This window comes from Nocardia abscessus (assembly GCF_015477775.1).
Lineage (GTDB): Bacteria > Actinomycetota > Actinomycetes > Mycobacteriales > Mycobacteriaceae > Nocardia > Nocardia abscessus_A.
Genome location: NZ_JADLQO010000028.1, coordinates 13,519 through 29,878, shown reverse-complemented (window position 1 = coordinate 29,878; position 16,360 = coordinate 13,519). Strand labels below are relative to the sequence as shown.

Annotated in this window: 8 protein-coding genes and 2 pseudogenes; 6 read left to right on the top strand and 4 right to left on the bottom strand. The window is 62.7% G+C overall.

From position 1 onward, the window contains the following. Window positions 1-86: 86 nt before the first annotated feature. Window positions 87-1,289: a cutinase family protein gene (locus IU450_RS37595; protein ID WP_324197966.1), complete on the bottom strand. Its 1,203-nt coding sequence runs from the start codon at window positions 1,287-1,289 to the stop codon at window positions 87-89. Window positions 1,290-2,624: 1,335 nt separating this feature from the next. Next, on the bottom strand, window positions 2,625-3,437 hold the full coding sequence (locus IU450_RS37590) for a class I SAM-dependent methyltransferase (protein ID WP_228835686.1): 813 nt from the start codon (window positions 3,435-3,437) through the stop codon (window positions 2,625-2,627). A gap of 621 nt (window positions 3,438-4,058) precedes the next feature. Here IU450_RS37590 and IU450_RS37585 point away from each other — a divergent pair. From IU450_RS37585 to IU450_RS41525, 4 genes and pseudogenes are all read left to right on the top strand, one after another. Then, complete coding sequence (locus tag IU450_RS37585) at window positions 4,059-6,635, top strand: ATP-binding protein (protein ID WP_195154476.1); 2,577 nt, start codon at window positions 4,059-4,061, stop codon at window positions 6,633-6,635. Window positions 6,636-6,687: 52 nt separating this feature from the next. Continuing rightward, entirely contained in the window at window positions 6,688-8,613 is a 1,926-nt protein-coding gene (locus tag IU450_RS37580) for an FAD-dependent monooxygenase (protein ID WP_195154475.1), read from the top strand. Window positions 8,614-8,918: 305 nt separating this feature from the next. After that, the gene (locus IU450_RS37575) at window positions 8,919-9,749 is read left to right on the top strand and encodes a helix-turn-helix domain-containing protein (RefSeq protein WP_195154474.1); all 831 of its coding nucleotides are present in this window, start codon (window positions 8,919-8,921) and stop codon (window positions 9,747-9,749) included. Between the two features lie 213 nt (window positions 9,750-9,962). Next, window positions 9,963-11,232: pseudogene (locus IU450_RS41525) on the top strand (IS256 family transposase). Between the two features lie 88 nt (window positions 11,233-11,320). On the opposite strand, the gene IU450_RS37565 reads toward IU450_RS41525, so the two are convergent. Continuing rightward, complete coding sequence (locus tag IU450_RS37565; protein WP_195154473.1) at window positions 11,321-12,346, bottom strand: IS110 family transposase; 1,026 nt, start codon at window positions 12,344-12,346, stop codon at window positions 11,321-11,323. A 258-nt stretch (window positions 12,347-12,604) separates the two neighbouring features. On the opposite strand from IU450_RS37565, the pseudogene IU450_RS40420 reads away from it, so the two are divergent. Beyond that, window positions 12,605-13,823: pseudogene (locus tag IU450_RS40420) on the top strand (ISL3 family transposase); the annotation flags it as partial. Window positions 13,824-13,835: 12 nt separating this feature from the next. Beyond that, entirely contained in the window at window positions 13,836-15,041 is a 1,206-nt protein-coding gene (locus IU450_RS37550; protein WP_416382943.1) for an IS30 family transposase, read from the top strand. 402 nt (window positions 15,042-15,443) lie between these two features. Here IU450_RS37550 and IU450_RS37545 read toward each other — a convergent pair whose 3' ends face one another. Continuing rightward, complete coding sequence (locus IU450_RS37545; RefSeq protein ID WP_324197967.1) at window positions 15,444-16,205, bottom strand: thioesterase II family protein; 762 nt, start codon at window positions 16,203-16,205, stop codon at window positions 15,444-15,446. Window positions 16,206-16,360: the final 155 nt, after the last annotated feature.

Sequence of the window (16,360 nt, the reverse complement as noted above, 5' to 3'; positions counted from 1 at the left end):
TGACGCAACGACATCGGCTGCGGTCGTCGGTGCGGCGATGAGGCTCGAGCTCAGGACATATCGCGTGCGGCCTTGCGCTTCGGCACTCATTGCCCGTTCCCCAAGAGATCATGTGAGGCTGCGGCGAACCAGTCGGCTGCCTCGTCGGTCTGGCCGTTGGCGCCGTACCCGGTGTGCGCGACAGTGACCGTCGCGTAGTGCAACAGGGTGGCGGGATTCAGCAGGTCGGCGTTCGCCGCGACCTCCGCGCCGACCGCCGCGCCGATCTGATTGACCAGCCTCGGAATCTGCCCTAGCGGGTCGGCAACGATCGCGCCGACGATCTGACCGACTCTGTCCGCTGCGGCCTGGGTCTGCTCCGCGGCCGCCGCAGGCGTGCGGGGATCCGCCGCCTCCGCCAGCCGCTGCGAGACGGTCTGCGTCGGGACGTAATTCACCTGGCCAGCTGGATCAACGGTGACATCCGACAGCAACACCACATTGCTCGCCTCGGTCACCGTCTGACCCCATGCCCCTGCCAAGCTGCCTGCCGCAGCGATCGGGTCACGCAGGTCGGCCTGCGCCGCGAGTCCGGCTGCCGTGCGCAGCGCTGTGGCATGACCGGGCGCATCGCATGCCAAGTCACCCGCCGCGCAGAACTCGCCTACTCGCCCGGCAAGGGCACCGAAGTCGGTGCCGCGGTCGGCGATGCCGCCGCTGCCCGGGACCGGCGACAGCCGCACCTGTCCGGTGTGCGTGCCGTCGGTGCCCGGCGGGGCACTCGGCGACGACTGGCCCGCCAGACCCGGTATCGGCCCTGTCCCAGCCGGTCGCGTGGGATCACTCAGCAGCGCGATCGCGGCCACTCGATCTGCAGGCACCGGACCGATACCTGCGCCGATGTCCTGTGCGAAGCCGGACACCACCGCGGCGCCGCCGGAATATCCCGCTGCCGCGATCTGTGTGTGCGGGCAGCGGTCCATGATCTCGGCTGCCGTGGCGTCCAGTCGAGCGCGCGCCTGATCGGTCGAGGAGGCGAACGGGTCGGTACCCGGTCCGGTGCCCAGCGCACCACCGAACGATGCCGGGTAGGGAATGTAGACGCGGTCCACGCTCGCTCCCTCAGCGAGCATCGCGGCGAACACCCGGCCGAGCATCCCCGAATCCGCCGTAGGAGAGGCGGTCGGCGACGACTCGGAGGTACCCTGCACGCCCAACACCAGCAGCGCCGGGCAGCCGGGCAGCGGGACGGCCCCTTCGTCTGCGGCTGCAGCGCCGGCGCCCGTCGCCATCACAGCAGCGGTGGTCACGGCCACCGCTCCCCACGCACCGGCTCGTGTACTCCTAGGGCAGCGGCGATGCCTTCTCATGCACTGACCTCCACAACTGCATGAACAAAGGCTTCTCGCGCAGCGACCTGCACGCAGCCGAGCACCACACCGGCCTCGGTCACGAAGCGAGTAATGAAGCATCGCAATGGAATTCCTTTTCCAATGATCGAGAAGCATTGGCGGTAGACAGCGCAGCAGCGGACGGTGAAGTCTTCGCGGATCCCCGGGCTCTGCGATGAGCCCGGGAAACCGTGGAGACTTCCAGGAACCGGCCCGCACCGTGCGGGCTGGCTCCCGCCCGCAGCGCTAGATCACGCCGAACGAGTGCAGAAGCGAGATCCCGTTCGCCAGGATCGACAGAACGCTCGAGGCGAGATTCGAAACTCCATAGGCCAGGGCGAGAATGTCCATGAGTTAGGTATTCCTTTCATTACTGACGCACGTTGTCCGTACATCGAAATGGTGGCCGCTCGATATGAACTGATCACATTTCACACCGAGCTTCAGTGATCGACCGACAGCGAATGGAAGAACATCTCGTACACGTGCAGCACACAGCGCAGCTACGGCGCACGCGAATTGCCCACCGCCCCCGGCCATTGTCAGCCTTACCCATCTATAAACGAGCCGATTCCTACGGCAGCTACTGCCGGGATATCCGATCGAGTACCGAATGTTCGGGCTACAAGCAGTCTTCGACAGCAAGATGTACGTGTCAACGCTCTTGGGGTACCCACTTTGTACACATTTTGCAGAAAGGCCCCCGGACCGTCAGCACCACCGACATATATCGGCAAATTTCACCCAGGCTGGGTATATTTTCCGTCGGTTGTTGACTGCATTCGGGCGATAACACGGGACTGCTCTACACTCACATCGCCCACGGCAGAATCGGCCAGCCTTGTCTGCGATACACTCAGGCCAGCCACTGTTGCCGGGCATCGGAAAGCGGCATCCATCGCATTGCTATATCGGCGCGCTACCGAACGCCGCGACACCTGGCGGTGGCCGCACAGTGGTAAAAGATCGGCAACGGCCGCAATTGACCCGTTCGAGAGTCGGACAGATAGAACCGATATCCTTCATGTCACGACTGGATGGGTCCGTACTCCATGATCTACTGGCAGCTTCCGCGTCGACAGGTGACCGACAGCCGGCGCATGCGCGCTAAGACGGCACCGCGTTCCTTGCGATGAAACCGACGCGGAAGTCTGACACCCCCCTCACCTCACCTGCTGCTCGTCCCGCCACATGCTGCTCACCTACCGTGACGGGAAACTGATCCGCGGCGACCGGAGGGGCAGTGTGGCGCTGTCACGCCGTACAGGCATACACCAGATGGGGTCCCGAATCCGTGGCACGAGAGCCGACGGGGACGCCGTATGAGGTAAGCAGCTCGATCGCGGAGCGGTCTTCGACATGGCTGTAGCCGAAGTCCTGCAAGATGTCGCGTATCTCGTCTGCGGTGAAGAAAGTCAGCCACGGTTCGCCCGCTGCGGCGACGCGATCGGCACGTGCTTGCACCTGGGCAGCCGTGAGATCGTCGGGACTCGCGGCGACCGGGTAGAAGTAGTCGAAAACCACCTCGGACTTGGCGTGGCTGGCGATGTATCGGAGCGTCTCGTCGACCGACGCTCTCGTGAGGTAGACGGCAACGCCGAGCCAGACGTACACGGCACTGCGATTGCTGTCGAGGCCTGCTCTTGCTAACCCGGTGGCCAGTGTGGTGTTCTCGAAATCGACTGGAACGAAGGTCAGCGAGTTCGGAATCGCCATTCGCGCTCCGGACAAGCGGCGTCGCTTCCACTCCTGTGTGGTGGGGTGATCTACTTCGAAGATTCGCGCCTGTGCGCTGCCATGGCGGTAGGCCGTCGTGTCGAGTCCGGCACCGAGGATCACCACCTGGTCAGTGCCTCTGGAGATTGCGGCCGCTACGGTGTCGTCTGCGAATCGGCTGCGTGCATTGATGAACAACCTCCTTTGACGAACCAGGTCCCAGTCCAGGCCGTGGTCGAACTCCGTTTCAGCTAAGACGGATTCACCGAGAATTCTCACAGCGAAAGGATCGGTGAACACCCGTGGCTCGTCGGCGAGCTGGTGGTAGGCGCGATATTGCGCCACAGCCATCGCGGTTGTGCTCGGGCGTCCGGTCTGCATCCTCACCCTCTCATTGCTGGACTACCTCGCCGCTCGGGCGTCGTGAGCCATCAGCCCGACCAACGTTCAGACACCACCAGTCGCGCGGTCAGCGTCCGGCGAACGCAGCCGGGTCACCACACCATTCGCTCTGCGGCGACCACCAACTCGGCTTGAGCATCGAGTTACCTCCCGATGTAGGCCAGCGACACATTGCCATAATCGTAAGATTCCCTGGAATAGGGAACTACCTACGCTTACACCTACCTACACCACTGACAAACGTTGGCAATCGATTGTCGGCGGGAGTAATGGCACGTCCAGGTGGACGCACTGACTGCGGACAGCAAAGCTGCACACTTCCAAGTACCGAAAGGATAGGTAGCTACCTATGGACATACCTACCTATCCTCACCGAATACGGTTGGCACGCCTACCCCTCGTCGATCCTCAGTTGCCAGCGCGTTCGGATCGACACGAGAAGGGTTCATATCGAGATGCCCAGGTCGCAATGGTGTTTTCGCCCAGTCGGGCATGAGTGTTGACAGCCACGAGTTAGGTCGGCCAGCAGGACATCGAAGACCGACCATCCTTTTCGGTTATAGTCCGCATATGCATAAACCAGGGGCGGGGCGTGTGGGAGGTGTACCGACGCCGACTCAGAACTTTGTCGGACGCGATCGAGAGCTGGAGCAGATCCACGACTACCTACTGACCCAGCGGCTGGTCACGCTCGCAGGTCCGGGTGGGATCGGGAAAACAGCCTTGGCAGCTGAGGTGATCCGTCGAGTCAAAGCTAAGGACCGCGGCACTCAGGTCCACTGGGTACCCCTCGCACGGCTGCCAGCAGACTCGGACTACGCCGCAGTCGAGCGGGAGACCACCCGAATCGTGTTCCAGGGCGAGTTCTCCGGACGAACCGGGTGGGAAGCTCTAGTCGACGCATTGAACAGCACCGGCACCGATGAGCCAGGCCGCCCCCAACGCACCATCGTTATCTTGGACAACTGCGAGCACGTGCTCGACCCCATACTACTTTTCGTCACAGATCTCCTCGATACGCTCCCGGATCTCACCATCCTGGCCACCAGCCGGATCTCCCTCGGCTGGGCCGATGAGCGCGTAACGAATGTTCCACCGCTGACCAGGGAACAAGCCGCAACTCTGTTTCGGCAGCGTGTCGAGCTCACCGGCCACCAGGTGATCGGCGAGGAAGAATCGGAGATCGCCGCTGAGATATGCCGACACGTGCATCACCATCCCCTCTACATCCGGTTGGCCGCCGCCAGGCGGCGCTACCAGTCGCTGGCAGGGATCAGAGATGAACTATCGGGCCGAGCCGACGACCAGCGGATGCAATGGTCGGCCGGGCCCCGCGCGGGGGTCGAACCCCGCCACAGGAAGGTCACTGACGTCATTCGATGGTCGTACGAATTGTGCTCCGACCAGGAACGACTGCTGTTCGACCGCATGTCGGTCTTCGCATCCGGATACGACACCCACCCCGACGACACGCACACCGCCGCAGCAGATGTCGGAGCCGATCTGCACGCGATCCAAGCCGTGTGCGGTGAAGAAGTCGACGATTCCGGCGACAACAGGGATGATCGTCTGCCGCTGCCACGCAATGAGATACAGCAGCTACTCGACAGGCTCGTCGATCAATCGCTGGTCACTATCCACATCACGACATCGACGGTGCGCTACAGCCTGCTCGAGACCCTACGGCTGTTCGCGTGGAAGCAGCTGAGTCGACGCTCGGCCAGCAGCGGAGAAGATCAATCGGTCTGCCTGGCTCATCGACATCTGAGATACTACCGCGATCGAGTCACCGATGCCGCAGACCGCTGCTTCAGTCCACAAGAGCGAGAACTGCTGGACTGGGCCCGCGCATCCTGGGACAACATCCTCACAGCTATCGAAACGTCCCGCTCTTCGCCCAGCACGGCCGCGGCGGGTCTGGAAATCTGTATCGGACTGATAGCTCTCCGTGTCCCCTTCGTACAAGGGAGAATCCAAGATATCCGCCGATTGACGGAGCGGTGTCTGCGTGCCACCGAGACCCTCAGCCCACAGCCGACTGCGCTGCAGGTATCTGCCAAGTCCGCGATCGCGTGGCTTGCCGTGCGGCAAGGGCAAGACGCCCATCGTATGATCGAGGACTGCGTCGCCGCCAGCATTCCCGATACCGACATGGCCAGCTGGCGCAAGCACCCTGAAATCGACTTTGGCCTTCCTCCGCGACTGGAATTGGCCCGTGGCACAGAAATGGTGATGCGCGATCGGGATCCAAGAGCAATCACGGTGCTCGAGCGGGCCCGTGACAAGTTCCGTGATCTGGGCAATCGCGGCGGCGAAATGATGGCCGGCATGTTCGCCGGCTTCGCGGCGGCCCTGCTCGGATCACCGGAACAAGCTCACGCCATTTCCGAGCGTTGCCTCGAGCAAGCGCAAGTATCGGGCGCACGGTGGGCGGCTTCGTGGGCTGAGCTCAGCCGTGCCGTCGCCCTACTCAAGCATGGCGATCCCAATGAGGCGTTGGCGATCCTGGATGACGCCTTGCGTCATCAGCTGTCCGTTCGTGATCAGTGGGGTGCGGCGTGGGCGGTCGAGCTGCGGATTTGGGCATTGGCAGCCCTCATCACAAGGAACGGCAGCAGCCACCCTCAGAATCCGTCTCTGGCAAGGGAGATCGCCTACCTCGCTGGCGGCATGGGCGCCGTGCGAACTCGCCTGGGCATCGACATCGCATCGATGGGATCGTTCGCTGACCAGTCGCGCCAGGCTCGCGCCGTATCCCGCAAGGTGCTCGGTGCTGCCGCCTACGCGGATGCCGAGAAACGCGGTGCCCGCCTCGACCCTGTGAACAACGAGGTGCACCGCGTCGCTCTGCGCGAACTGACGATGAACTTCGCACCGCTGCCTGCACCCGAGCCGTGGCGCACTCTATCGGAACCCCAGCTCGAGATCGCCATCCTGATTGCTGCCGAGTACACAAATCGTGCCATCGCCGCACGGCGAGGCGTCTCCCGGCGGACGATCGACGCGCAAGTCGCGGCTATATTCCAAAAGCTGAAGATCAAGTCGCGAGGCGAGGTAGCGGCGAGCATTCCCGCACATCTCACGCCCAGAATCGACGCCGCAGCACGAGACCGGCCGTCAGCTCCGAATCCTGACGATGTGACATAGGTAAGTGCCTCGGTAGGTATCTGCCGGTCATTCCGCATTCCATCTTCGTTGCGTGCATGTGAGAGTCGCGCTTGACGACCACAGCTTTCCCGCGATGGAAGGGCGCCATCCGAAGCCGGTCCGCGCTCCCTTGCCGCTGGACGCCACAGGCACCGCACGAAGGATCACCATGTCACAAGCCGCTGTCTCGCGTGATGCGATTCTGATCGTTGGTGCTGGGCCAGCGGGTTTGACTCTCGCCCTCGAATTGCTGCGCTGGGGCGTGCCATGTCGCGTGATCGACAAAAGGTCCGGTCCTGCCACGACATCGAGATCCTTCACCGTCCACATCCGAACCTTGGAAGGCTACGACAGGGCAGGGATCATCGCGCCAATGCTGGATAAGGGCATCTGGAGCAGCGGGATGGTCTTCCATTTCGAAGGGGACGAACAAGAGGCGGAGCGGCTCGCATTCGAGCAATTGAGCCACCGATATCCGGGCATCCTCCTGCTCGAGCAAGACCGCTTGGAGAGCGTCCTTCGTGCCGAGCTTGCCGCACGCGGCGTCTTCGTGGAATGGAACACCGAACTTCGCGCCCTCACCACCAGTGACAGTGGACGCGTCACTGCCACCCTTGTACACACGGATGCCGGCACCACCGTGGTAGCGGAGATCGTGAACCCTGACTGGCTGGTGGGATGTGATGGAGTGCGAAGCACCGTCCGCACCCTCCTCGGGCTGGATTTTCAAGGCGATGAGTACACCGGCAGCATGAGGATGATGGATGTCCCGGTGTTCGGCCTTCCACACAAAGACGCGGATATCCATTACGACATCCATCGGGGGGAAATGCTGCTCACGGCACCGCTGCCCACCGAAGCGCAGCTTCCTACCAACTACCGGGTCCTGATCCACGACCCCACGCCCGCACGCAAAGCCAAACCCGAACTCGACGCCGCTCGCGCGGAGTTCCAGCAGGCCATAGACAGGCACTTCGACGGCACCGTCATGCTCGGTGAACCGGAGTGGGCCACCGTCTTCGAGATCTGGCGACGCGTCAGCTCTGCCTACCGCATCGGAAATATCTTCTTGTGCGGCGACGCTGCACACGTTCATTCACCTGCCGGTGGCCAAGGCATGAACGCAAGCATCCAGGACGCGCTCAACCTCGGTTATAAACTCGCCGGCGTCGCCGCAGGCGAGGCTCCGAACGAGGTGCTGGACACCTACGAGGTGGAGCGCAGACCGGTCGCCGAGCAAGTCATCGACGGCACCCATAGGCTGCACAGCTTCATGATGGCGCACGGCAAATCCATGGAGGACCGCCGCGCGGTCATCCGAGCACCAGGCTTCAGACGAGCTGCCGCAGAGCAAATTTCAGGACTCTCTTACTCCTACCGCCAGGTCATAGCCCAGCCCCCCGGCATACTGCCCATGGAGGGCCTCAGAGCCGGAGACCGCGCCCCTGACGTGCCCATCACGCCCACGCTGTGGCTTCACGACCTGCTGCGACATCCGGGCTACACGCTGCTGGTCTTGCAACGAAATCCGCAGTCCGCGCTGGCGGCATGGGCCGCGCACGCTGCGCAGCCCTACAGCCGACGACTGCGAGTGGTGGCGATCGCCGCGACCCGGCGGCGGCCGGCACGGCGTGGGAAACGGCGCCGAGGCTGTCGATCGTGGAAAGTCTGGTGGCAGCGGAGGTTCGATCGGGGCCTGCTCCCCCGCGCATCGAGATCGGCCCCTGTTGACACGGCCGCGCCAAGGGACACCGTAGTCGCTCACCGCAACGATATTTTCGACATGTACGGCGATTCCGTCACGGACTCACTGTGCTTGGTGCGACCGGACGGACATATCAGCCTACGCTGCCGCGGAGACGAGCGGTCCGCACTCTCCGCCGTGCTCCGGACAGCACTGACGGCGGCCCATGACGAAGATGACGCCCCCGCTGCCGCTGAGACACCGCTGGTCGCGCACGGCGCGGAGGACATCTGAAGACCGGCCATGGCGAACCTCTTCTGTCAACCCACAGCCCCCACACGCCACAGTGGGCACGACAAGACAGCGCCAATCAGTGTTTCGGCCAAACCGGCATGCGCCCACAACGTCGATTCGGCGTTGGTCGTCGCGCACCCAAAGCCATCAGCGCAGCGAACGTCGTTGGCACTGTCCAGAACCAGTCTCGGCAGCAAGCAACCCGATTACTCATCAAGCCACGGCGCGGTGATGGCGAGTCAGTCGCCTCGGTGGCTACCAGGTACATGATGAGGGCAGCACATCACAGAAGGACGAAGGCAACAATGAGAAAGTTGGTCGAGCGAATAGAGCCACTCGGCACCGGCCCAAGACCGTCGACTCTCGGTGAATATATCAACTGGGTCAGATTGACCAGCGTCGTGCCAGATAAGGTCCGTCACCTCTCACCCAGGGGCAACGAACGGGGACTCACGCTGACACAGTTGGGCGCTTTGCTCGATTCCTCTCTCAATACCGTCCAAAAGTGGATCCGCGACGAACGCACCCCCTCCGACACCTATATCGACTTGCTCATCGAGCTGCTGAGCGTCCCGTGGTACATCGCGGACGTCATGCGCGCATTGGTCGCTCCGGATCTCTATCCGGTCTCCACCGAGGAGTGGCCGGAGTTGACGGACGACGACATCTCCTACCTCGAAAATCACAAAGGTCCAGCGTGTTTCCAAGGGCGGCTCTACGACATCCCACCCGGCGGCGCGAACCAGCAATGGTGCGATGTTTTCCCCATGCTGCAGCCAGCACCTAGGGGCTCCAAAAGTGCTGTAAACATCATCGATCTGATGCTCAATCATCCTGACTCCGATAGATTCAGAAAGCGATACGAGCGCATACAGGTACTACTCTTCGGAGTACGCGTTTTCCGCCCTTTCGCCGACCCCGCCAGATTCGCTGAACTCTACGAAGCGTGGGCTAGATCGCCACATTTCACCAGGCTTTGGAAGAACGATCCTCTGCCGGAATCTATCGACGATACAACTGTCGGAATATACAACGCCGAAACCGGTCAGTACGACATCTACGAAACGAGACAAACCGACGCACACTTCCCACCCAGCCAGCTCAAGACCTACTCGCTGTACCAGCCCTCATTTTGAGTGGCAATGCCCCCCACCCGGCGCCGCTGGCTCGCTCGGTCATCACCCGAACAGCCCTGCGCGAGGAAATATTCGGTTTATGGCCACGTAGCCGAAGCTACCCACCACGAGAACGTTCCACGGTCGTGGGGACTGTCAGGAACTTTGGGGGTGGAGGTGATTCCGAACAGGTGCTGAAGTAGCCTGCGGCTGCTTCGGCGAGGAAGGATCACCTTGAACGACAACGCAACTCGGACTGCTAGTGGCGGGCTGGATGTTCGGATCGCGCAGGAGTTGGTGGAGCAGGCCCGCAGCGAGGGGCTGTCGCTGACCGGGGCCGATGGGCTGCTGACGGCAGTGACCCGCCGCGTCATCGAGGCTGCCCTGGAAGCGGAGATGACCGACCATCTCGGATACGCCAAGGGCGATCGTGCGGCGGCGGCCGAGACCGAGGGCGGCAATCATCGCAACGGCACCAGCCGCAAGAGGGTGCATACCGATATCGGGCAGGTCACCGTGGACGTGCCCCGGGACCGCGCCGGGCAGTTCGAGCCACGGATCGTGCCCAAACATGCCCGGCGGGTGGCCGGGTTCGACGAGGCGGTGGTCAGCCTGTATGCCAAGGGGCTCACGACCGGTGAGATCCGCGCGCATCTGGCCGAGATCTACGGCGCGGATATCTCGCGGGAGACGATCTCGAAGATCACCGACGCCGTGGCCGGCGAGTTGGCCGAATGGCAGTCCCGACCACTCGATCGCGTGTACGCGGTCGTGATGATCGACTGCATCTGGGTCAAGATCCGCGATGGTCAGGTCGCCTCGCGCCCGGTGTACGTGGCTGTCGGTATCGGCCTCGACGGCGCTCGTGACGTGCTCAGGTTGTGGGTCGGCGACGGCGGTGAAGGCGCCAAGCATTGGATGGCGGTGCTGGCAGAGCTGCGTAACCGTGGTGTCGAGGATGTGTGCATCGTCTGCTGCGATGGCTTGAAGGGACTCCCCGGAGTCCATCGCCGAGATCTGGCCGGCCGCAGACGTGCAGCTGTGTGTGGTCCACCTCGTGCGGGCCAGCCTCAAATACGCTGGTAAACAGCACTGGGGGCCGATCAGCAAACAGCTGCGTCAGGTCTATACCGCCCCGACGGTCGATGCGGCCGAAGCGCGGTTCGCCGAGTTCACCGCTGAATGGGGCGACCGTTACCCGATGATCGTCAACACCTGGCGCGGTTCCTGGGAGCACTTCACCACGTTTCTGCAGTTCCCGCCGGAGATCCGGCGGGTCGTCTACACGACCAACATGATCGAATCGCTCAATGCCCGTTTCCGGCAAGCGGTGCGCCGCCGCGGGCACTTCCCAACCTAAGCCGCGTTGAAGGTGCTCTACCTGGTCATCCGCGACCGCCGCAAGAACCGGCCCAACGTCGTCGGGCGCACCCCCGGCTGGAAACGAGCCCTGCAGCAGTTCGCCCTGATCTACGGCGACCGCACCGACCACACCGAAAAATAGAATCAATCGCGCTCACCCACAAAGGTTCTGACACTCCCCGGTCGTGTACTCGCCGCTGGGGGCTTTGGGACTGTCGCTTGCTCCTCTGTCAAGCCGTCGAGGCGACATGGTCGTTGGCCATGGCGCGGAAGATGGCGTCGGAGATTCGGCGTTTGAGGACTCGCAGTGCCTCCATGCCGCCGTCGCCGGAGGCCTTGCGCCGTGCGAGTAGTTCTCGGGCGCCGGGGTGGCAGCGGGCCTGGGTGAGTGCGATACGGTGGATCGCGGCGTTGAGCTGCCGATTTCCGGTCCGCGATAGCCGGTGGCGTTCGTGGTTGGAAGACCAGACCGGTAGCGGTGCTGTGCCGTTGTGCCGAGCGTAGGCATCCTTGGATCGGAACCGGTCGACCCCAGCGGTTTCGCCGATGATCTTCGCGGCGGTCAGTTCGGCGCAGCCGACGATCGCCAGCAGTGACGGAGCGACCTTGGTGATGCGGGTGCCGATCTCGGCGGCGAGGTCATCGATCTCGACGGTCAGACGACGGCAGTGCTCGACCAGCGTCGCTGCGAGCCGCGCGAGAAGTCCGGTGGTCTGGGCCAGATATGTTGTGACTCGGTCGAATGCGCTGGTCCGGTCGAGTTTCGCCGGTGGGGTCCATGCTGGGTCGAGTTCGTGCAGGTGCCAGCGCAGCCGGGCGATGATGCGGGTGCGTTCGGCGACCAGGTCCTCGCGGTGGTCGACCAGCAGGCGAATCTCGCGTTCGACGCCGTCGAGCCGAGCAACAGGCAGGTCTGATTCCCGCAATGCGGCGCGGGCGATGGCAAGAGCATCGATGGAATCGGATTTGCCATAGGTGCGGGCCGAGTCCCGGGCGTGAGCCATCAGTTTAGGTGGCACTCGGATCACGCGTTCACCGGCGGCGATCAGATCTCGTTCGAGACGACGGGTCATGTGCCGACAGTCCTCGATCGCCCAAAGCCGGTCCGGAACATCTTGTGCCTGCGCCCATTTCAGAAGTGCGAGGTGGTCACTGCTGGTGGTGCCGACCGTTCTGGTCGACTTGTGGCGGCCGAGTTCGTCGACCGCGGCAGCGGTGTGGGTGCGCTTGTGCGCGTCGATCCCGATAACCATCATTGTTGCGGTGTCAGCCCTTTTCAGTTGGGGATGGCACGAGGCCGGTCGGTGGGCATATCCCAGTAGGGGGCGGTGCCACGCTCCTCTCAAGCCATGCCGGCCGGTCTCGCCTGGTACCGCCGGCCGCAAAACCGGCACTAGCCACGCAGGCAGAAGAACGGGGAGCGAACCGGCGGCCGCATCATCCTGACACTGGGAACAACGGCTCTGGCTCACTTCCGGTGGCTGAGTGTGGTCGCCTGACGGCACGATGCCTGGGTGGGTGAGGCGGATGTTGCTGTCGGGCTGGTGTTCTCGGGTTTGTCGACGCTGGTGATCGAGGAAGTTGTCGAGGAGGGCTGGCGGCTCGTAGTGCGGGCCCGGACAGCGCCCGGTCCGGCGGTGTGCTCACGCTGTGGTGAGGAGTCGGAGAAAGTCCACAGCTACCACCACCGGACCGTCGCCGACCTGCCCGCCGACGGTCGCCCGGTGATCATCCGCGTCCGGGTTCGACGACTGGTTTGCCCGACAGCGCAGTGCTGCAGGACTTTCGTGAACAGGTTCCCGGGCTGCTCGAACGCTACCAACGGCGAACGACCCGACTGACCGGCCAGGTGCGGGCAATCTTGAAAGAACTGGCCGTCGGGCTGCGGTCGGTGTACGGGCCGCGTTGCCGGTTCGCTTGTTCCGACATACCGCGGTGCGGGTACTGCTGGCGATCCCGCTGCCGCACCGGCCGGTCCCGTGGGTGGTCAGCGTGGACGATTTCGCCCTGCGCCGCCGAAACCGTGACGGCACAGCGGTGATCGACGCTGTCACTCACCAACGGATCGACGTCCTGGCCGACCGCAAGTCCGAAACCCTCGAAACATGGCTGCGGAACAATCCAGGCGTCGAGGTCGTCGTCCGTGACGGATCGGCCACATATGCCGAAGCGGTACGCCGCGCGCGGCCCGCCGCACTGCAGGTCAGCGACCGCTGGCATCTGTGGCACGGCCTGGCCCGACCGGTGAGGGAAGTCGTTGCCGCGCACGGCCGATGCTGGGCCGCGGCCGGCCCGAAACGGCAAACACTCACCCGCGAGACCACCACGTTGGAACGCTGGCATGCGGTGCACGATCTGCTCGATCAAGGTGTGGGACTGCTGGGCTGCGCGCGGCGTCTGGGCCTGGCGTTGAACGCGGTGAAACGCTACGCCCGCGCATCCGAGCCGGACCAGCTGCGCCGCCCACCGTATTACCGGGCCTGCCTTGTCGACCCCTTTCGCGACCACTTGCGGCAGCGTCGCACCGAACAGCCCGGTGTCCCGGTCCTTCACCTGTTCCACGAGATCGAAGCGCTCGGTTACACCGGCGGCCTGAACCTGCTGCACAAATATCTCAACCGGGGGCGCGCCGAGAGCGACCGCATCTGCCCCTCACCGCGTCGGCTGACTTCGTGGATCATGAGCCGTTCGACCGATCTTCCCTCCGGACGCCGCGCTCATCTGGACGAACTTGTCGGGGGGGGGTTGACGACCGGGGAGATCTCGGCGCATTTCGCTGAGATCTACGGCGCTTCGGTGTCCAAGGACACCCTCTCCGCGATTACCGACAAGGTGGTCGCGGAGATGACCGACTGTGCAACCGGCCTCTCGATCGCGCTTGAGTTCTATCGGTGGTTGCGAACGCTTCAAGGAAGGACCGTTCGCATGCCCCGATACGCACCCAACAAGCTGCCGACTGCGGTGAAGAAGCGGTACTTCGAGTTGATCCGGCAAGGGCTGAAGGGGGCTGCCGCGGCACGGATCGTCGGTGTGTCAACCAGCTGCGGATTGCTATGGTTCCTCGATGCTGGCGGGATGCTCGTGCCCGACCCCGGCCACATTTCGCCGCGCTTCCTCGCCCAGGATGACCGGATCACCATTGCCGACGGGCTCCGGGCCAAACTGGCGATCAAGGACATCGCCGCCTCGATCGGCAAGAGCTTCCAGACTGTCTACCGAGAGATCGAACGCAACAGCAAACCCGACGGTCGATCCCAGCCGTGGTGGACGCACAACCAGGCACTACTACGCCCCAAACGGCCGAAAAGCAACAAAATTCGCGACAACAACGCACTGCGGAAGATCGTTTACGACGAGCTCGGTGAGGACTGGTCACCTCAGCAGATCTCCCGGTATCTGGCCCACACCTTCGCCACCGCCACCGCCATGCGCGTCTGTCCCGAGACGATCTACCGAGGCTTGTTCGCCGGCTTGCTCGGACGCAAGAAGGGCAAGCTGCGTACCGGCCGCACCCGGCACAAGAAGCAACGTCGCGGGCTCGCACACCCGAACCGGATCAAGAACATGCGGCTCATCCACCAGCGGCCGGTGGAGGTCAACGAGCGTCGCACACCGGGCCATTGGGAGGGGGATCTGATCATCGGCGGCGAACAGGGCGGGGCGATCGGCACGCTGGTCGAACGCAACACCCGCTACCTGCGGCTGATCCACCTGCCCTACGGCTGGAAGACACCACAACTGCGCAACGCCCTGATCACGCAGACCGCGGACCTGCCGCCCGAGTTGCGCAAGACCCTGACCTGGGATCAGAGTCGAGAGCTGACCCTGCACCAGGATCGAGGTGTTGACCGGCTTCCGGATCTACTTCTGCGACCCGCATTCACCCTGGCAGCGCGGCACCAACGAAAACACCAACGGCCTTCTGCGGCAATAGTTCCCGAAGGCCGCTGACATCTCCGAACACAGCCTCCGGGATCTCCGGGAGGTCGCTGGCGGGCTCAACCGGCGCCCCGGATCGTGCTCGGTGACCGTACCCCTGCAGAGGCTATGCGAGACCCTGCGGAAGAAGGACTTCGCTGAACAGGCACCCGGACTCGCCGACCCTACAGCCGGCGGACGTTGCTGCTGCAGGGCGCTGTTCGCAGTAGCACTCGCTTTGACCGGGGCATTTAGCAGCGAGGCTAGCCGCACCACCCGATTGCGCCAGATCCGCGAGCCGCAGATCCGCGAGCTGCCCGATCTGACCCTACGCGCCCGAGTTTGGGTGTGGACGACTTGGCTTTGGGGCGCAGATACCGCTACTTCCCCGGCATGCGACTACGAGCCGACAACGGCAGATCTACCTACACGAGGTCACCTCCCCTCTGCTGGGGGCAAGAAATATTGAGGCTGGGCTGTCTCGCCGGATAAGACATCGACTATATTCTCTATAAGTTTTCTATCATCTTCAGCAAGGTAGAAATGCCCCCCTCGATGCGTGTGCAGCTCAAATCTCCCAGACGTGTGCTCCTTCCAGGCTTTAGCTTCATCGATACAGACCCTCGCGTCTTCTAGCCCGATATGTGCATGTATTGGGCTAGACAACTGAATTCCTTGGATATGCATATAGGTTTCCACAGCCTTGTAGTCCGATCGTATAACAGTAAGCATTGGACGCAAAATCTCAGGATCGTTTAGCACCCTCTCGTCGGTTCCATTTAGATTTCTTATCTCTTTCAACAGTCTCTCATCATCATATTGATGCACCACTTCATCTCTATGCCGAGAGGGAGCTCTTCTGCCCGATACAAACAGTGCCTCTACCCGTTTTCCTTCAGCCTCCAACCGCCTCGCAGTCTCATATGCAACTAACGCTCCCATACTATGACCGAAAAATGCCATAGGCAGATCGAGCCAAGGGCCTAGTTCGTCCGCGATCAAGTCCGATAGCCGGTCAACGCTATCAATAAGCGGCTCAAGCCTTCGATCTTGTCTTCCTGGGTACTGAATACTAAGAACCTCATATTCAGGCGACAGCAACTTAGAGAAAGGAAGGAAGAAGCTTGCCGAACCGCCAGCGTGAGGTAAACAAACCAGCCGAGCGCGAGGTCCCGGGGATGGGTGAAAGCACCTCACCCATGCATTAGATTTCCTTGTGACGTCCACTAACAATACCTTTCATGTCGTCTTTTATGCCAATAGCTAGATTCCAGAACGCCAGGCTACGATGCGAGGCCCAGATTAAATGGTCTCCCTGGCACGACGACCCAATCCAGCAGGAAACCACCCAT

What these genes read in the sequence shown, in the direction of transcription:
- IU450_RS37590 (WP_228835686.1), bottom strand. Translation starts at nt 3,437, where the DNA reads ATGGCTGTGGCGCAATATCGCGCCTACCACCAGCTCGCCGACGAGCCA.
- IU450_RS37565 (WP_195154473.1), bottom strand. Translation starts at nt 12,346, where the DNA reads ATGATGGTTATCGGGATCGACGCGCACAAGCGCACCCACACCGCTGCC.
- IU450_RS37585 (WP_195154476.1), top strand. Translation starts at nt 4,059, where the DNA reads ATGCATAAACCAGGGGCGGGGCGTGTGGGAGGTGTACCGACGCCGACT.
- IU450_RS37575 (WP_195154474.1), top strand. Translation starts at nt 8,919, where the DNA reads ATGAGAAAGTTGGTCGAGCGAATAGAGCCACTCGGCACCGGCCCAAGA.